Origin of the sequence: Streptomyces sp. NPDC048258, from assembly GCF_043201995.1 — a bacterium.
GTDB lineage: Bacteria > Actinomycetota > Actinomycetes > Streptomycetales > Streptomycetaceae > Streptomyces.
In genome coordinates this window covers 128,355-145,787 of sequence record NZ_JBICZH010000005.1, presented here as the reverse complement: position 1 = coordinate 145,787, position 17,433 = coordinate 128,355, and the positions used below count along the sequence as shown (strand labels likewise).

15 protein-coding genes are annotated in these 17,433 nt (G+C 70.8%); 8 read left to right on the top strand and 7 right to left on the bottom strand.

Annotation, left to right across the window (positions count from 1 at the left end):
• The first annotated feature begins 137 nt into the window (after positions 1-137).
• The 4 genes from secD to ACGFYQ_RS14315 all read left to right on the top strand — a co-directional run bounded on the left by secD (position 138) and on the right by ACGFYQ_RS14315 (position 6,318).
• Positions 138-1,931: a protein translocase subunit SecD gene (gene secD, locus ACGFYQ_RS14330; protein WP_393743561.1), complete on the top strand. Its 1,794-nt coding sequence runs from the start codon at positions 138-140 to the stop codon at positions 1,929-1,931.
• A gap of 3 nt (positions 1,932-1,934) precedes the next feature.
• Complete coding sequence (gene secF, locus ACGFYQ_RS14325; RefSeq protein WP_393743559.1) at positions 1,935-2,990, top strand: protein translocase subunit SecF; 1,056 nt, start codon at positions 1,935-1,937, stop codon at positions 2,988-2,990.
• Complete coding sequence (locus ACGFYQ_RS14320) at positions 2,987-3,541, top strand: adenine phosphoribosyltransferase (RefSeq protein ID WP_393743557.1); 555 nt, start codon at positions 2,987-2,989, stop codon at positions 3,539-3,541. The genes secF and ACGFYQ_RS14320 overlap by 4 nt, the downstream gene beginning before the upstream one ends.
• Positions 3,542-3,897: 356 nt before the next feature.
• Positions 3,898-6,318, top strand: coding sequence for a RelA/SpoT family protein (locus tag ACGFYQ_RS14315; protein ID WP_393743555.1), 2,421 nt, complete (start codon positions 3,898-3,900; stop codon positions 6,316-6,318).
• A gap of 148 nt (positions 6,319-6,466) precedes the next feature.
• Here the strand turns inward: ACGFYQ_RS14315 and ACGFYQ_RS14310 are convergent, their stop codons facing one another.
• Positions 6,467-7,696, bottom strand: a complete 1,230-nt coding sequence (locus tag ACGFYQ_RS14310) for a DUF349 domain-containing protein (RefSeq protein WP_393743553.1) — start codon at positions 7,694-7,696, stop codon at positions 6,467-6,469.
• 195 nt (positions 7,697-7,891) lie between these two features.
• A complete protein-coding gene (locus tag ACGFYQ_RS14305) occupies positions 7,892-8,674 on the bottom strand; it encodes a peptidylprolyl isomerase (RefSeq protein WP_393743551.1) in 783 nt (260 codons plus the stop codon).
• Between the two features lie 153 nt (positions 8,675-8,827).
• Here ACGFYQ_RS14305 and ACGFYQ_RS14300 point away from each other — a divergent pair, with 153 nt between their 5' ends.
• Positions 8,828-9,538: an MBL fold metallo-hydrolase gene (locus ACGFYQ_RS14300; protein WP_393743549.1), complete on the top strand. Its 711-nt coding sequence runs from the start codon at positions 8,828-8,830 to the stop codon at positions 9,536-9,538.
• Between the two features lie 10 nt (positions 9,539-9,548).
• Positions 9,549-10,811 (top strand): histidine--tRNA ligase, encoded by a 1,263-nt coding sequence (gene hisS / locus ACGFYQ_RS14295; protein WP_393743547.1) that lies wholly within the window; start codon positions 9,549-9,551, stop codon positions 10,809-10,811.
• A gap of 154 nt (positions 10,812-10,965) precedes the next feature.
• Here hisS and ACGFYQ_RS14290 read toward each other — a convergent pair whose 3' ends face one another.
• The 4 genes from ACGFYQ_RS14290 to ACGFYQ_RS14275 are packed head-to-tail and all read right to left on the bottom strand — an operon-like array spanning position 10,966 to position 14,513.
• Positions 10,966-11,592, bottom strand: a complete 627-nt coding sequence (locus tag ACGFYQ_RS14290) for a response regulator (RefSeq protein WP_393743545.1) — start codon at positions 11,590-11,592, stop codon at positions 10,966-10,968.
• A gap of 13 nt (positions 11,593-11,605) precedes the next feature.
• Positions 11,606-12,805 (bottom strand): sensor histidine kinase, encoded by a 1,200-nt coding sequence (locus ACGFYQ_RS14285; RefSeq protein WP_393743543.1) that lies wholly within the window; start codon positions 12,803-12,805, stop codon positions 11,606-11,608.
• A complete protein-coding gene (locus ACGFYQ_RS14280; RefSeq protein WP_393743541.1) occupies positions 12,802-13,638 on the bottom strand; it encodes an ABC transporter permease in 837 nt (278 codons plus the stop codon). Before ACGFYQ_RS14280 ends, ACGFYQ_RS14285 begins: the two co-directional genes overlap by 4 nt.
• The gene (locus ACGFYQ_RS14275; RefSeq protein WP_393743539.1) at positions 13,635-14,513 is read right to left on the bottom strand and encodes an ABC transporter ATP-binding protein; all 879 of its coding nucleotides are present in this window, start codon (positions 14,511-14,513) and stop codon (positions 13,635-13,637) included. Before ACGFYQ_RS14275 ends, ACGFYQ_RS14280 begins: the two co-directional genes overlap by 4 nt.
• 137 nt (positions 14,514-14,650) lie before the next feature.
• Between ACGFYQ_RS14275 and ACGFYQ_RS14270 the strand changes: the two genes are divergently transcribed.
• Together ACGFYQ_RS14270 and ACGFYQ_RS14265 are read left to right on the top strand one after the other, a co-directional pair.
• Positions 14,651-15,268: a vitamin K epoxide reductase family protein gene (locus ACGFYQ_RS14270; RefSeq protein ID WP_393743537.1), complete on the top strand. Its 618-nt coding sequence runs from the start codon at positions 14,651-14,653 to the stop codon at positions 15,266-15,268.
• Between the two features lie 43 nt (positions 15,269-15,311).
• Positions 15,312-16,661 (top strand): replication-associated recombination protein A, encoded by a 1,350-nt coding sequence (locus ACGFYQ_RS14265; RefSeq protein WP_393743535.1) that lies wholly within the window; start codon positions 15,312-15,314, stop codon positions 16,659-16,661.
• Positions 16,662-16,702: 41 nt separating this feature from the next.
• Here the strand turns inward: ACGFYQ_RS14265 and ACGFYQ_RS14260 are convergent, their stop codons facing one another.
• Positions 16,703-17,353 (bottom strand): DUF2470 domain-containing protein, encoded by a 651-nt coding sequence (locus ACGFYQ_RS14260; protein WP_393743533.1) that lies wholly within the window; start codon positions 17,351-17,353, stop codon positions 16,703-16,705.
• Positions 17,354-17,433: the final 80 nt, after the last annotated feature.

Genomic DNA, 17,433 nt, shown 5'->3' with positions numbered 1-17,433 from the left:
GAGGGCGCCTGATCGGCGGCCGTCGCGGTCCCGGTCAGTGACCCACTTCTGCGGGGGGCAGGGGTCCCCACCACACATTTCGTGGCCGTCCGCGCGCTGACCCGGCGCGGGGCGGTTGGACAGGGAGAAACGACAAGGTGGCAGCACCGAAGAAGGGCCGGCGGCCCACGGGGGCTCAGGGGAGGCCGGGGCGCGCCCTGGCGATCATCCTGATCGCGATGGTGGCGCTCACTGCGGGGATGTTCCTCTCGAAGCAGACGACTCCCCGGCTCGGCATCGACCTCGCCGGCGGTACGAGCATCACGCTCAAGGCGAAGAGCGAGCCCGGCAAACCGGACGCGATCAACGAGACCAACATGAACACGGCGGTCGGCATCATCGAGCGCCGCGTCAACGGTCTCGGTGTCTCGGAGTCCGAGGTCCAGACGCAGGGCCGCGACCACATCATCGTGAACATCCCCAAGGGGACGAACGAGCAGCAGGCGCGCGAGCAGGTCGGTACCACCGCCCAGCTGTACTTCCGCCCGGTCCTCGCCTACGCCGACGGCTCCCCGGCCGCGCCCGAGGGCACCCAGAGCCCGAGCCCCTCCGCGAGCGGATCCGGCGCTCCCAAGGCCGGGGACGGCAAGTCCTCCCCGTCGGCCACCCCGTCGTCCAGCGCCACTTCCCAGGGCCGTGCGCTCAGTGAGGCCCTCAAGGCCCCGAACGCCCCCTCTCCCTCGCCCTCGGCGAGCGAGTCGAAGAAGGCAGACGACAAGGCCCCGACCCCCTCGGGCTCCCCGTCGGCCACCACGCCGCCGTCGGCCGAAGAGCAGGCCGCCAAGAGCCTGCAGGACGACTTCGCGAAGCTGGACTGCACCAACGAGGAGCAGCGCGCGGCCGCCGGCAAGGGCGTCAAGCCCACGGACCCGATGATCGCCTGCGGCCAGCGCGGTACCGCCTGGGGCAAGTGGATCCTCGGCCCGGCCCAGGTCGACGGCCAGGACGTGAAGGAAGCCAAGGGGATCATCGACCCCCAGCGCGGTGCCTGGATCGTCACGATGCAGTTCACCGACAAGGGTGCCGACAAGTTCGCCAAGATCACCGGTGAGCTCGCCACCAAGCAGATGCCGCAGAACCAGTTCGCGATCGTGCTCGACGGCCAGGTCATCTCCGACCCGTCCGTGAGCCAGGCGCTGACCGGCGGCAACGCGGAGATCTCCGGCGGCTTCACCCAGCAGTCGGCGCAGGACCTGGGCAACATGCTCTCGTACGGCGCCCTGCCGCTCTCCTTCAGCGAGGACAGCGTCACCACCGTCACCGCCGCGCTCGGCGGTGAGCAGCTGAAGGCCGGCCTGATCGCCGGTGCCATCGGCCTGCTGCTCGTGGTGATCTACCTGCTGGTGTACTACCGGGGCCTGGCGTTCGTCGCCATCGTCAGCCTCCTGGTCTCCGCGATCCTCACGTACACGATCATGGCGCTGCTCGGCAAGGGCATCGGCTTCGCGCTGAACCTGCCCGCCGTCTGCGGTGCGATCGTGGCGATCGGCATCACGGCGGACTCGTTCATCGTGTACTTCGAACGCATCCGGGACGAGATCCGCGAGGGCCGCACCCTGCGTCCGGCCGTCGAGCGCGCCTGGCCGCGAGCCCGCCGCACGATCCTGGTCTCCGACTTCGTGTCGTTCCTGGCGGCCGCGGTGCTCTTCATCGTCACCGTCGGCAAGGTGCAGGGCTTCGCCTTCACGCTGGGTCTGACCACCCTGCTCGACGTGGTCGTGGTGTTCCTCTTCACCAAGCCGATCATGACGCTGCTGGCGCGTACGAAGTTCTTCGCCAGCGGTCACCCGTGGTCCGGGCTGGACCCGAAGCGGCTCGGCGTCAAGCCTCCGCTGCGCCGGTCCCGCCGTACCGGTTCCGCACCCGCCCCCGTCGACGCAAAGGAGGCGTGAGAGATGTCGAAGCTGGGAGATCTCGGCGCCAGGCTGTACCGCGGTGAGGTCGGATACGACTTCGTCGGCAAGCGCTTTCTCTGGTACGGCGTTTCCATCCTGATCACCATCACGGCGATCGTGGCCCTGGCCGTACAGGGCCTCAACATGGGCATCGAGTTCAAGGGCGGTGCCGTCTTCACCACCCCGAAGACGGCCGTCTCGGTCGCCAAGGCGACGGAGGACGCGGAGAAGGCCTCGGGCCACGACGCGATCGTCCAGGAGCTCGGCACCGGCGGCCTGCGGATCCAGATCTCCGGTCTGGACACCGACTCCGCGACCGACGTGAAGAAGCAGCTCGCCACCGACCTCAAGGTCACCGAGGCGGACATCAACGCGGACCTGGTCGGCCCCAGCTGGGGTGAGCAGATCGCGAACAAGGCCTGGACCGGCCTCGGCATCTTCATGGTCCTCGTGGTGATCTACCTCGCCATCGCCTTCGAGTGGCGGATGGCGGTCGCGGCGCTCGTCGCGCTGATCCACGACCTCACGATCACCGTCGGCGTGTACGCGCTGGTCGGCTTCGAGGTCACCCCGGGTACGGTCATCGGTCTGCTGACGATCCTCGGTTACTCCCTCTACGACACCGTCGTCGTCTTCGACGGTCTGAAGGAGGGCTCGAAGGACATCACCAAGCAGACCCGCTTCACGTACAGCGAGATCGCCAACCGCAGCATCAACGGCACCCTGGTCCGCTCGATCAACACCACGGTCGTGGCGCTGCTCCCGGTCGCGGCCCTGCTGTTCATCGGCGGCGGCTTCCTGGGCGCCGGCATGCTGAACGACATCTCGCTGTCGCTGTTCGTCGGCCTCGCGGCCGGTGCGTACTCCTCGATCTTCATCGCGACCCCGCTGGTCGTGGACCTCAAGGAGCGCGAGCCGGCGATGAAGGCCCTGCAGAAGCGGGTGCACGCGAAGCGGGCGGCCGCGGCGGCGAAGGGCGAGTCCGTGGACGAGGGCTACGAGTCCGAGGACGAGCCGCAGGTCGTGGCGCAGGGCCGGGCGGGGCGGCGCCGGTGACCGGGTTCCTGTCCGAGGACGTACGCGAGCTGCTGCTCAGCCGGATCAAGGACGTACCGGACTACCCGAAGCCGGGCGTGATGTTCAAGGACATCACCCCGCTGCTGGCGGACCCGAAGGCGTTCGCCGCGCTGACGGAGACGCTGGTGCGGCTGGCCGAGCGGTACGGCGCGACGAAGATCGTCGGGCTGGAGGCGCGCGGGTTCATCCTGGCGGCTCCGGTGGCCGTACAGGCCGGGATCGGCTTCGTGCCGGTGCGCAAGGCCGGGAAGCTGCCGGGCGCGACGCTCGCGCAGTCGTACGAGCTGGAGTACGGGACCGCGGAGATCGAGGTCCACGCGGAGGATCTGGCGGCCGGTGACCGGGTCATGGTCATCGACGACGTGCTCGCCACCGGTGGCACCGCCGAAGCCTCGCTCTCGCTGATCCGGCGGGCCGGGGCTGAGGTCGCCGGCGTGGCGGTCCTGATGGAGCTGTCGTTCCTCCCCGGTCGGGCCAAGCTGGCCGGGGCGCTGGGCGAGGCTCCGCTGGACGCGCTGATCGTGGTCTGACCTTTTCGCTTGCCGAGCGGCGGGTATCCGGGACACCCCGGGTACCCGCCGCTCGCGTGTGCGGTGCCGCTGCCGGGGGCCGGCCCCCGGACCCTCCCCCAGACTCCGTCCGGGGGGACCCCCGGCGCCTCAAACGCCGGCGGGGCTGGATTTCGGCTGATGCCGCCTGCCTGGCGCGGGCGGGATGGCCCGCAGGGCAATTTCCAGCCCCGCCGGCGTTTGAGGCGCCGGGTCTGCGGCGGAGCCCCGGGAGCGGAGCCGCACCGGAAGGAGGCTCGGGGAACGAGGGGGCGGAACCCTCGCTACGATGGGTTATCCGGACCGGACACGGGCACCGGATCCGCTGAGGAGCGCTCTTGCCAGACGAGGTCCAGCCACTCTCCGCCGCGCAGCCAGACCCGCAGGCCGAGCAGGCCGCGGCGCCCGCCGCCACGCCCCCGCCGGCCCCGCCGGTCAAGCCCGCGCCGGCGAAGTCGGCCGGGTCCTCCAACCGGGTGCGCGCCCGGCTCGCCCGCCTCGGCGTCCAGCGCTCCACGGCGTACAACCCGGTACTGGAACCCCTGCTCCGCATAGTCCGCAGCAACGACCCGAAGATCGAGACGTCGACGCTGCGCCAGCTCGAACAGGCCTACCAGGTCGCCGAGCGCTGGCACCGCGGCCAGAAGCGCAAGAGCGGCGACCCGTACATCACCCACCCGCTCGCGGTGACCACCATCCTCGCCGAGCTCGGCATGGACCCGGCCACCCTGATGGCCGGTCTGCTCCACGACACCGTCGAGGACACCGAGTACGGGCTGGAGGACCTGCGCCGCGACTTCGGCGACGCCGTGGCCCTCCTCGTCGACGGCGTCACCAAGCTCGACCGGGTCAAGTTCGGCGAGGCCGCGCAGGCCGAGACCGTCCGCAAGATGGTCGTCGCCATGGCCAAGGACCCGCGCGTCCTGGTCATCAAGCTCGCCGACCGCCTGCACAACATGCGCACCATGCGCTACCTCAAGCGGGAGAAGCAGGAGAAGAAGGCCCGCGAGACCCTTGAGATCTACGCCCCGCTGGCACACCGGCTGGGCATGAACACCATCAAGTGGGAGCTCGAGGACCTCGCCTTCGCGATCCTCTACCCGAAGATGTACGACGAGATCGTCCGCCTGGTCGCCGAGCGGGCGCCCAAGCGCGACGAGTACCTCGCCGTCGTCACCGACGAGGTGATGGTCGACCTCAGAGCCGCCCGGATCAAGGCCACCGTGACGGGCCGTCCGAAGCACTACTACAGCGTCTACCAGAAGATGATCGTCCGTGGCCGCGACTTCGCGGAGATCTACGACCTGGTCGGCATCCGGGTGCTGGTGGACACCGTACGGGACTGCTACGCCGCCCTCGGCACCGTGCACGCGCGCTGGAACCCGGTCCCCGGCCGGTTCAAGGACTACATCGCGATGCCCAAGTTCAACATGTACCAGTCGCTCCACACGACGGTCATCGGGCCCAGCGGCAAGCCGGTCGAACTCCAGATCCGCACCTTCGACATGCACCGCCGCGCCGAGTACGGCATCGCCGCGCACTGGAAGTACAAGCAGCAGACCGTCGCCGGCACCTCCAAGGTCCGCACCGACGTCCCGCAGGCCGCCAAGGGCAGTGCCGGCCAGGACACCGTCAACGACATGGCCTGGCTGCGCCAGCTGCTGGACTGGCAGAAGGAGACCGAGGACCCGGGCGAGTTCCTCGACTCGCTGCGCTTCGACCTCTCCCGCAACGAGGTCTTCGTCTTCACGCCCAAGGGCGACGTCATAGCGCTGCCCGCCGGGGCCACCCCCGTGGACTTCGCGTACGCCGTCCACACCGAGGTCGGCCACCGGACCATAGGGGCACGCGTCAACGGACGCCTCGTGCCGCTGGAGTCCACGCTCGACAACGGCGACCTGGTCGAGGTCTTCACCTCCAAGGCCGAGGGCGCCGGCCCCTCCCGCGACTGGCTGGGCTTCGTCAAGTCACCGCGGGCCCGCAACAAGATCCGCGCCTGGTTCTCCAAGGAGCGCCGCGACGAGGCCATCGAGCACGGCAAGGACGCCATCGCGCGGGCCATGCGCAAGCAGAACCTGCCGATCCAGCGCATCCTGACCGGCGACTCGCTCGTCACCCTCGCGCACGAGATGCGCTATCCCGACATCTCCTCCCTGTACGCGGCGATCGGCGAGGGCCACGTGGCCGCGCAGGGCGTCGTACAGAAGCTGGTGGCGGCCCTCGGCGGCGAGGAAGCGGCCAACGAGGACATCGAGGAGAGCATCCCGCCGGCGCGCGGCCGCAAGCGGCGCGGCAGTGCCGACCCGGGTGTCGTCGTCAAGGGCGTCGACGACGTGTGGGTCAAGCTGGCCCGCTGCTGCACCCCGGTGCCGGGCGACCCGATCATCGGGTTCGTCACGCGCGGCAGTGGCGTATCGGTTCACCGCGCGGACTGCGTCAACGTCGACTCCCTCTCCCAGCAGCCCGAGCGGATGCTGGAGGTCGAGTGGGCGCCCACCCAGTCCTCGGTCTTCCTGGTCGCCATCCAGGTCGAGGCACTGGACCGGTCCCGGCTGCTGTCGGACGTCACGCGGGTCCTGTCGGACCAGCACGTGAACATCCTCTCGGCCGCCGTGCAGACATCCCGCGACCGCGTGGCCACCTCGCGGTTCACCTTCGAGATGGGCGACCCCAAGCACCTGGGACACGTCCTGAAGGCCGTCCGGGGCGTCGAGGGCGTCTACGACGTCTACCGCGTGACCTCGGCCAGGAGGCCCTGACCCCGGCACGTGAGAGGGCCCCGGTACGCATGACGCTTACCGGGGCCCTCTTCTTGGTGACGGCCACCTCAGCCATCAATTGAGCAACTCCCACGGCGAGCAACCACCTCCGCGAGAGCGGCGCCGGTTTAGGCGCAAAGGGGGGTGCTCAGCCGCCGAACTCCTCCAGGCCCTTCAGCGCCTGGTCGAGCAGGGCCTGGCGGCCCTCCAGCTCCCGGGACAGCTTGTCGGCCTTCGCGTTGTTGCCCGCGGCGCGCGCCGCGTCGATCTGCTCACGCAGCTTGTCGACGGCCGCCTGGAGCTGGCCCGTCAGACCGGCCGCACGCGCCCGCGCCTCCGGGTTCGTACGACGCCACTCGCCCTCCTCGGCCTCCTGGATGGCCCGCTCCACCGTGTGCATCCGGCCCTCGACCTTCGGCCGGGCGTCCCGCGGCACGTGGCCGATGGCCTCCCAGCGCTCGTTGAGGGAGCGGAACGCGGCACGGGCCGCCTTCAGGTCCGTGATCGGGAGGAGCTTCTCGGCCTCGTCGGCCAGCTCCTCCTTCAGCTTCAGGTTCTCCACCTGCTCGGCGTCGCGCTCCGCGAACACCTCGCTGCGCGCCGCGAAGAACACGTCCTGCGCACCGCGGAAACGGTTCCACAGGTCGTCCTCGGACTCGCGCTGCGCCCGGCCCGCCGCCTTCCAGTCCGCCATCAGCTCGCGGTAGCGGGCGGCCGTCGGACCCCAGTCGGTCGACTTCGACAGCGACTCGGCCTCCGCGACCAGCTTCTCCTTGACCTTGCGGGCATCCTCGCGCTGCGCGTCCAGCGACGCGAAGTGCGCCTTGCGGCGCTTGGAGAAGGCGGAGCGGGCGTGCGAGAAGCGGTGCCACAGCTCGTCGTCCGACTTGCGGTCCAGTCGCGGCAGACCCTTCCAGATGTCCACCAGGGCGCGCAGCCGCTCGCCCGCGCTGCGCCACTGGTCGCTCTGCGCCAGCTCCTCGGCCTCGACGACCAGCGCGTCCTTGGCCGTGCGGGCCTCGTCCGTCTGCTTGGCCTTCTGCGCCTTGCGCTCCTCGCGCCGCGACTCCACGGTCGCGACCAGCTTGTCCAGCCGTACGCGCAGTGCGTCGAGGTCGCCCACGGCATGGTGCTCGTCGACCTGCGTGCGCAGGTGGTCGATCGCCGTCTGCGCGTCCTTGGCGGACAGATCGGTGGTCCGCACCCGCTTTTCGAGGAGGCCGATCTCGACCACCAGGCCCTCGTACTTGCGCTCGAAATAGGCCAGGGCCTCCTCAGGGGTGCCCGCCTGCCACGAGCCGACGACCTTCTCGCCATCGGCAGTACGCACGTACACGGTGCCCGTCTCGTCGACTCGGCCCCACGGGTCGCTGCTCACAGCGCCTCCTCCACCTGATGCCTTGCGAGGGGTTCACCCCCTGGGCATCGTCCACAGTTTCCTGGGGCGGGCAGCGCCCGCCCTGCACAACGCCAACATAGGCGACCGCCGGGCCGGCTGTCCGCATCCCGCACGACGGAATATCGACGTACGCGCGGGACGCGGGCCGGGGCCCGGGGGGCAGCCTGCTTCCGGTCAGTTCTGGGTGACGGTGCCCTTCTCGATCTTCACTTCGTTCTTCGGGGCCCCGTCCTGGCCGCCGTCGGCCGTACCGGCCTTGGCGATGTCCTCCAGGACCTTCAGCCCGGCGGCGTCGATCTTGCCGAACGGGGTGTACGACGGCGCCAGCGGGCTGTCCTTGTAGACCAGGAAGAACTGGCTGCCGCCCGAGCCGGGCTGGCCAGTGTTGGCCATCGCGACCGTGCCGGCCGGGTAGATCACCTGACCCTGCTCGTTCGCCTTGCCGAGCGAGTCCAGGTTCTCGTCCGGGATGGTGTAGCCGGGGCCGCCCATGCCGGTGCCCTCGGGGTCGCCGCACTGGAGCACGAAGATCCCGCCGCTCGTCAGCCGGTGGCACTTCGTGTTGTCGAAGAAGCCCTTGTCGGCGAGCGACTTGAAGGAGTTCACGGTCTGCGGGGTCTTCGCCGCGTCCATCGCGAAGCTGATGTCGCCCGCGCTGGTCTTCAGGGCGAAGGTGTACTTCGCCTTCTGGTCGATGGCCATCTCGGGCGACGGGGACTTCTTGGGCGTCGGCGAGGCCGACGGGCTCGCGGCCGGGTCGGCCGCCTGGTCCTTCGTGTCCTTGTCGAACACGCCGCCGACGATCAGGCCGACCAGGGCCGCGACGACCACGGCCACCGCCGCGCCGATGATCGCCATGCGCTGGCGCGCCTTGCGCCGGGCCTCGGCCCGGCGCTTCTGCTGACGCTCGTACTTCTCCCTGGCGAGCTGTCGCCGTCGCTGATCGCTCGTGACCACCGGGTCGTCTCCTTGTGCGTCTCTGGTACTGCTGTCCGGGCTGGGTTAGGCCGTACCGTATATGGGTTCGCTGTGTAATGAGGGGCGCCGGTAGGCTCTGAGCAGCAGCATTCCGAACTGCAGCCTCCCGCCGGACGACGATTGAGGACGAACGTGCTGATTGCCGGGTTCCCCGCCGGGGCCTGGGGGACCAACTGTTACGTGGTCGCCCCCGCCGCCGGTGAGGAGTGCGTCATCATCGACCCGGGCCACCAAGCCGCGCCGGGTGTCGAGGAGACGCTGAAGAAGCATCGGCTCAAGCCCGTCGCGGTCGTGCTGACCCATGGCCACATCGATCATGTGGCCTCGGTGGTCCCGGTGTGCGGAGCACACGACGTACCGGCCTGGATCCACCCCGAGGACCGCTACATGATGAGCGACCCGGAGAAGGCCCTCGGCCGCTCCATCGGGATGCCGCTCATGGGCGAGCTGACCGTGGGCGAGCCGGACGACGTCCGTGAGCTGACCGACGGCGCCGGCCTGAAACTGGCCGGAATGGACTTCTCCGTGGCGCACGCGCCGGGGCATACCAAGGGGTCGGTGACCTTCCGGATGCCCGAGCTGGCCGACGTTCCGCCGGTCTTCTTCTCGGGTGACCTGCTCTTCGCCGGCTCCATCGGACGCACCGACCTGCCCGGCGGCTCCCACGCCGAGATCCTCGAGTCGCTGGCGCGCGTGTGCCTGCCGCTCGACGACTCGACCGTGGTGCTGTCCGGCCACGGTCCCCAGACCACCATCGGCCGCGAGCGCGCGACCAACCCGTACCTGCGGGAGGTCGCCGCCGGCCTGGGAGACGGCATCGCCGCTCCACGACGAGGAATGTGACGAGAGTTTCGTGGCTACTTTTCAGGCCCCCAAGGGCACGTACGACCTGATCCCGCCGGTCTCCGTGAAGTACCTGGCGGTGCGAGAGGCGATCTCCGCCCCGCTGCGCAACTCCGGCTACGGCTACATCGAGACCCCCGGCTTCGAGGACGTGGGCCTCTTCGCCCGCGGTGTCGGGGAGTCGACCGACATCGTCTCCAAGGAGATGTACGCCTTCGAGACCAAGGGCGGCGACCAGCTGGCCCTGCGGCCCGAGGGCACGGCCTCCGTGCTGCGCGCGGCGCTGGAGGCGAGCCTGCACAAGAAGGGCAACCTGCCGGTCAAGCTCTGGTACTCGGGCTCGTACTACCGCTACGAGAAGCCGCAGAAGGGCCGCTACCGCCACTTCTCGCAGGTCGGCGCCGAGGCGATCGGTGCCGAGGACCCGGCGCTGGACGCCGAGCTGATCATCCTGGCCGACCAGGCGTACCGCTCGCTGGGCCTGCGCAACTTCCGGATCCTGCTGAACTCGCTGGGCGACAAGGAGTGCCGCCCGGTGTACCGGGAGGCGCTCCAGACCTTCCTGAGCGGTCTCGACCTCGACGAGGAGACCGTGCGCCGGGCCGAGATCAACCCGCTGCGCGTGCTCGACGACAAGCGGACCGACGTGCAGAAGCAGCTGGTCGGCGCGCCGATGCTGCGGGACTACCTGTGCGACGGCTGCAAGGCGTACCACGAGGAGGTGCGGTCGCTGATCACGGCGGCCGGGGTCGCCTTCGAGGACGACGAGAAGCTGGTGCGCGGCCTGGACTACTACACGCGGACCACCTTCGAGTTCGTGCACGACGGTCTGGGCTCGCAGTCCGCGGTGGGCGGCGGCGGCCGCTACGACGGCCTGTCCGAGATGATCGGCGGCCCGGCACTGCCGTCGGTGGGCTGGGCGCTGGGTGTGGACCGTACGGTGCTCGCGCTCGAGGCCGAGGGCGTGGAGCTGGACATTCCCGCGTCGACCTCGGTCTTCGCGGTCGCGCTCGGCGACGAGGCGCGGCGGGTGCTGTTCGGGAAGGTGACCGAGCTGCGGCGGGCCGGGGTCGCGGCCGACTTCGCGTACGGGGGCAAGGGCCTCAAGGGTGCGATGAAGGACGCGAACCGGTCGGGTGCGCGGTTCGCCGTCGTCGCGGGTGAGCGTGACCTGGCCGAGGGCCTGGTCCAGCTGAAGGACATGGAGTCCGGGGAACAGGGGCCGGTGGCCCTCGCCGATCTGGTCGCCACCGTCCAGGCCCGCCTGGCCTGACGGTCACCGCCGGTGGGGCGGGGTGGGGGGAACCGCTGCGCGGGGCTTCCCCCACCCCGCCCCTTCCCGAAACCGGGCTCAGCCCGGACCCGCGCCTCAAACGCCGACGGGGCTGAAAAGACCCCGGGGCGGAGCCCGTGGGCGGCGGAGGCGGCTACAGGAGGCCGTGTCGCATGGCCGTCGTCACCGCGGCCGTGCGGTCCGTGACCTCCAGCTTGCCGAAGATCCGCAGCAGGTGGGTCTTGACCGTGGACTCCGCCACAAACAGCCGGCGGCCGATCTCCGCGTTCGTCGAGCCCTCCGCGACCAGCCGCAGGACCGACACCTCCCGCTCCGAGAGCCGGGGCCGCTCCGGGCGGGTGCGGAGCTGGTCGACCAGGCGGCCCGCGACCGACGGGGCCAGGACGGTCTCGCCGCGGACGGCCGCGCGGACCGCCTCCGCGAGCTCCGCCCGCGCCATGTCCTTCAGCAGGTACCCCGCCGCGCCCGCCTCCACCGCGCGCAGGATGTCCCGGTCGTTCTCGTACGTGGTCAGGACCACCACCCGGACCGGCAGCCCGGCCGCGGTGATGCGCGCGATGGACTCCACGCCGTCGCCGCCCGGCATCCGAAGGTCCATCAGGATCAGGTCCAGTTCCGGGACCAGCCGCGCGGCCAGCGCTTCGGCCTGCGGTCCGTTGGCGGCCTCCCCGACGACCTCCAGGTCCGGCTCGGCGCTGAGCATGCCGCGCAGGCCCTCCCGTACCACCGGGTGGTCGTCGGCCAGCAGGATGCGGATCATGTCGTACGGCTCCTCAGCGGATCGGGAGGGTGACGGTGACGGTGGTGCCCCCGGGCACCGCGCTGTCGATCGACGCGGTGCCGCCGGCCTCCGCCGCCCGGGCGCGCAGCCCCCGCAGGCCGTAGCCGGGGGAAGGGGCCGCCGGATCGAAGCCCCGGCCGGAGTCCCGGACCGAGACCGTCAACTCCGCCTCACCGTAGGTGAGGGACAGCGCGGCGACGGCATCCGGGCCCGCGTGCTTGGCCGCGTTCGCCAGGGACTCCTGGCACGTGCGCAGGGCCACCACCTCCAGCGCGGGCGGCAGCGGCCGGACGTTCCCCGTCACGGTGACGGCCGCCGGCGGGTCGTGCCGCGCCGCGAGACGGCGTACCGCGTCCGGCAGCGAACCGGCGTCCAGGTCGGCGGGCGCCCCGCCGGAGACCAGGGCCCGGGCCTCGGCCAGGTTCTGCCGGGCGGTCACCGCCATCAGCTCCAGGTGGCGGTGGGCCTCGGCCGGATCCGTGTCCAGCTCGGACTGCACGGCCTGCACCAGCATCAGCAGGCTGGTGAAGCCCTGGGCGAGGGTGTCGTGGATCTCGCGGGACATGCGTTCCCTTTCGGCGAGGGCGCCGCGCTCGGCGGAGAGGCGGGCCACCTCCTCCCGGCTGGCGTCGAGTTCGGCGATCAGCGCGGCCCGGTGCACGCTCTGCTCGATGACGCGGATGGTCCAGCCGCCGAGAAAAGCGGAAAAGGCGAAGGTGGTGACGGCGCCCACGGCGCTGAGGAAGATCTCGTGCCCCTCGGGCCGCCACAGCAGCGCCCACCCGGCCACGGGAACCGCGGCCACCACCGCCATCGCGGCCACCGCCCGGCGGAGGGGCACCAGCATGAAGAAGTGCGGGGCGAGCGCGAAGGTGATCAGCCGGGTCTCGCCGACCAGTGACGCGGCCGCCAGGAAGAGCACGAGGGCCACGCCCAGGTAGCGGGCGGAGCGGCGGGGTTCGGCGTTCGGCTCCAGCAGGAGCAGCGGCCGTCCGGCCCACGCGTACCAGGGGATCAGCAGGGCGAGCAGGACGACGGCCGGGATCCGGTAGGGCCGTGAGGGGAACTCGGCGCCGAGCACGAGGGCCACGGTCGCCAGCCACACGACCCCGAAGTACAGGTCCCACGGCAGGAACGCACGGTCCCAGACGTGGGACTCGCGCGCTCCGGCCGACTTCGTGAAGCCGCTCAACCGTCGCGCCGGCTCTTCCACTTGAAGGTCAGCAGACACAGCACCAATCCTCCGACGACCCAGGCTCCCAGCACGAGGGCCGTCTTCCCGTACTCCCAGCCGCCGGCCTGCTCGAGGACGGCGGCGGACTCGGGCAGGAACACCCCGCGCAGACCCTGGCACATCCACTTGAGCGGGAACAGCGCGCCGATGTTCAGCAGCCAGTCGGGGATCTGGTGGACGGGGATGAACACGCCGGAGATGAACTGGAGGATCAGGAAGGGCAGGACGACCACGGAACTGGCGCTCTTGCTGGACTTGGGCAGGCTGCTGATGGCGATGCCGAGCAGGGCGCAGCCCGTCAGGCCGAGGGCGAAGATCCACGCGAAGGTGAGCCACTTGGACGCGGAGGACGGCAGGTCCAGGCCGAAGAGGGTGGAGCCGACGAGCAGCAGGACCGCGGTCTCGGCGAGCCCGGTGACGAGCACCATCCAGACCTTGCCGAGGAAGTACGCGGCCGGGGGCATCGGGGTGCCGCGCAGGCGGCGCAGCACCTTCTCGTCGCGTTCGACGGCGATGGAGATGCCGAGCGACTGGAAGCTGGTGGACATGATGCCCGCGGCGACCATGCCCGCCGCGTAGAGCTGGGAGGCGGTGATCCCGGTGCCCTCGACGGCGTCCCCGAAGATCGAGGCGAAGAGGGCGAGGAAGACGACGGGGAAGGCGAACGTGAAGATCAGGGCGTCGCGCTGGCGGACGAACTGCCTGATCTCCAGCGCGCCGCGGCTCAGTCCCAGGGCCCAGGCTCCGGGCAGGGCCCCGGCTGCCCGTGTGACGGTGGCGTTGGTGGTCATCGTGCTTCCTCCGGCTGCGGTTCCTGCGGGGTGAGCTGGCCCGTGAGGCGCAGGTACACGTCCTCCAGGGTGGGGCGGGTGATCTTCAGGCCCGGGATCTCCCCGTCGAAGTGGGCCATCAGCTCCCGGGCGGTACGGGTGGGGGTCTCGGTCCGGATCTCGCGCGGAGTGCCGTCGGGGTCGGTCCACTCGACGGTGGCGCCGGTGCCGAAGCGGGCGCGCAGACCGGCCGGTTCGCCCTCGGCGACCACCTTGCCGCGTGCGACGACCGCGAGGCGGTCGGCGAGGGCCTCGGCCTCCTCCAGGTAGTGCGTGGTGAGCACGATGGTGGTGCCCCCGTCGGCCAGCAGCCGGATCAGGTCCCAGAACTGGCGGCGGGCCGCCGGGTCGAAACCGGTGGTCGGCTCGTCGAGCAGCAGCAGCTCCGGATCGCCGATGACCCCGAGGGCCACGTCGAGCCGGCGGCGCTGGCCGCCGGAGAGGCCCTTCACCCGCTGGTCACGCTTCTGTTCCAGGCCGACCAGGGCGATCACCTCCGCCGGGTCGCGCGGGGCCGGGTAGTAGCGGGCGAAGTGCTCGACCGTCTCCCGTACCGTCAGTTCGGCGGGCGCCGACTCGTCCTGCCAGACGATGCCGACGCGCGACCGCCAGGTCCGCCCGGCGGTCGCCGGGTCCGCGCCCAGGACGCGGACCTCACCGCCGTCCCGCTCCCGGTGGCCCTGGAGTATCTCCACCGTCGTGCTCTTGCCCGCTCCGTTGGGCCCGAGGAGGCCGAAGACCTCCCCCCGGCGGATCGTCAGGTCCAGTCCGTCGACCGCGGTGACCTCGCCGTACTGCTTGCGAAGCCCCCGCACTTCCACCGCGTTCCGTGTCATGACTCGAATGCTCTGCCGGAACCCGCTGCGCCGGTCCCCCCGTGCGTACGTCCTTATGTCCGTCGAACGGTGGACACACAGCCTCGTACGGCAGAATGATCGGTGCTTGTCGACCTTGCAGATGTGGAGTGGGCGGTATGACGACACGACCTACGGACGCGGACACCGCCCCGAGGACCACCGTCGGGGGCAGCCGGGCGCTGGCCTGGCTGCTGGTGATCACGGGGGCCGCGGGTCTGCTCGCCTCCTGGGTGATCACGATCGACAAGTTCAAGCTGCTGGAGGACCCGAACTTCACCCCGGGCTGCAGCCTGAACCCGATCGTCTCCTGCGGCAGCATCATGAAGAGCGACCAGGCGGCCGCCTTCGGCTTCCCGAACCCCATGCTGGGACTGGTCGCCTACGGCATCGTGATCTGCGTCGGCATGAGCATGCTCGCCGGGGCCCGGTTCAGCCGCTGGTACTGGCTGACGCTGAACGCGGGCACCCTCTTCGGGGTCGTCTTCTGCGCCTGGCTGATGTACCAGTCGCTGTACAACATCAACGCGCTCTGCCTGTGGTGCTGCCTGGCCTGGGTCGCCACGATCCTGATGTTCTGGTACGTCACCTCGCACAACGTGCGCCAGGGGCTGCTGCCCGCACCGGGCTGGCTGAAGGGCTTCTTCGACGAGTTCACCTGGGTGCTGCCGGTGCTGCACATCGGGATCATCGGGATGCTGATCCTGACGCGCTGGTGGGACTTCTGGACCTCGTAAGGAGTGTCAAAGGAGTGTCAGTGGCCTCGCATAGGCTTTCGGTGTGGAACCAGACCTGTTCACCGCAGCTGCCGAAGACCGCCAGGAGAAGGATCCCGCGAGCTCTCCGCTCGCCGTCCGGATGCGCCCGCGCACCCTGGACGAGGTCGTCGGCCAGCAGCACCTGCTGAAGCCCGGATCACCGCTGCGGCGGCTGGTCGGGGAGGGCGCGGGCGGTCCGGCCGGTGCCTCCTCGGTGATCCTCTGGGGCCCGCCGGGCATCGGGAAGACCACCCTCGCGTATGTGGTGAGCCAGGCCACGCAGAAGCGGTTCGTGGAGCTGTCCGCCATCACGGCGGGCGTCAAAGAGGTACGGGCGGTCATCGAGGGCGCGAAGCGAGCCGCCGGCGGCTACGGCAAGGACACCGTCCTCTTCCTCGACGAGATCCACCGCTTCAGCAAGGCGCAGCAGGACTCGCTGCTCCCGGCCGTCGAGAACCGCTGGGTGACGCTGATCGCCGCGACCACGGAGAACCCGTACTTCTCGATCATCTCCCCGCTGCTCTCGCGCTCGCTGCTGCTGACGCTGGAGCCGCTGACGGACCAGGACCTGAGCGCGCTGATGCGGCGGGCGCTGCAGGAGGACCGGGGGCTCGGCGGGGCGGTGACCCTGCCCGCGGACGCCGAGGCGCACCTGCTGCGGATCGCCGGGGGCGACGCCCGGCGGGCGCTGACGGCGCTGGAGGCGGGGGCCGGGTCGGCCATCGCCAAGGGCGAGGACGAGATCAGCCTCCAGACGGTGGAGGAGGCGGTCGACCGGGCCGCCGTCCGGTACGACCGGGACGGCGACCAGCACTACGACGTGGCGAGCGCGCTGATCAAGTCCATCCGCGGCTCGGACGTGGACGCGGCGCTGCACTATCTGGCCCGCATGATCGACGCGGGGGAGGACCCCCGGTTCATCGCGCGCCGCCTGATGATCTCGGCGAGCGAGGACATCGGCCTGGCGGACCCGACGGCCCTGCCGCTCGCGGTGGCCGCGGCCCAGGCGGTGGCGATGATCGGCTTCCCGGAGGCCGCGCTGACCCTCTCGCACGCCACGATCGCGCTGGCGCTTGCCCCGAAGTCGAACACCGCCACGACCGCGATCGGGGCGGCGCTGGCCGACGTACGGGGCGGGCTGGCGGGCTCGGTCCCGCCGCACCTGCGGGACGGGCACTACAAGGGCGCGGCCAAGCTGGGGCACGCGCAGGGGTATGTGTACCCGCACGATGTGCCGGGGGGTATCGCGGCCCAGCAGTACGCGCCTGATTCCGTGCACGGGAAGCGGTATTACGAGCCGACGCGGTACGGGGCGGAGGCGCGGTACGCGGATGTGGTGGAGAAGGTCCGGGAGCGGCTGCGCGGGGAGTGAGGACGGGGCGCCGTCGCTCGCCCCGTGCGGCGAGACACCTCCTAGTGGCCCGCCGCCGAGAACAAGGTGCGCATCGCCCGGCGCAGGCCGCAGATGTCCGCCACCGGCTCCGGGAAGTCGAAGCGGGCGTCGAAGGAGCCGGCCGCGCCGCCCGTGAAGCGGACGCGCAGGCCCAGGCGGTCCAGCGCGAGCGGCACGGCCGTCAGGTCCCCGGCTTCCCGCGGGCCCAGCAGCCCGCACAGTTCGCCGATCCGGTCGCCGTGGGCGGAGTGCAGGTGCTGCAGGAGCTCCGCCTCGTGGGCGACCATCGGGTCCGGCTCCGCCGCGGCCATGTCCTCCGGATCCACGTGCTCGGCGCCCCAGAGGTCGTCGACCGAGATCTCGCCGACCTCCAGACGGAGCAGCCTCCAGCGGGACTCGGCCAGCCCCAGCAGCTCACCCACCGGATGGCGCTCCGCGAGCAGCGCCGCGCAGGCCGCGCGGTCGTCGCCGCGCACCGGCGTCAGCCACCCGGCGAGCCACGCGCGGCCTCGGATACGATGGGCCACGGACACCGGCGCCACATCCGTGATCTCGATCACGGCGGTGAGGTCGTCGTCCTGGGCGTGAGCGGCTGCCCTGGCAGCCGCGGATTCCCCGGAAACAAGGAGAATCACGTCCCCGTCCGGGGTGACGGTCCGTGCGGCCGGCACCCCTGTCCCGAGCTCGTCCTGGTCGTAAGCACCCGGGATCGTGAGGGATACTGAGGCGTTGGACTCTACGAGGGTTCGTA

What these genes read in the sequence shown, in the direction of transcription:
- ACGFYQ_RS14270 (WP_393743537.1), top strand. Translation starts at nt 14,651, where the DNA reads ATGACGACACGACCTACGGACGCGGACACCGCCCCGAGGACCACCGTC.
- ACGFYQ_RS14280 (WP_393743541.1), bottom strand. Translation starts at nt 13,638, where the DNA reads ATGACCACCAACGCCACCGTCACACGGGCAGCCGGGGCCCTGCCCGGA.
- ACGFYQ_RS14290 (WP_393743545.1), bottom strand. Translation starts at nt 11,592, where the DNA reads ATGATCCGCATCCTGCTGGCCGACGACCACCCGGTGGTACGGGAGGGC.
- ACGFYQ_RS14275 (WP_393743539.1), bottom strand. Translation starts at nt 14,513, where the DNA reads ATGACACGGAACGCGGTGGAAGTGCGGGGGCTTCGCAAGCAGTACGGC.
- secF (WP_393743559.1), top strand. Translation starts at nt 1,935, where the DNA reads ATGTCGAAGCTGGGAGATCTCGGCGCCAGGCTGTACCGCGGTGAGGTC.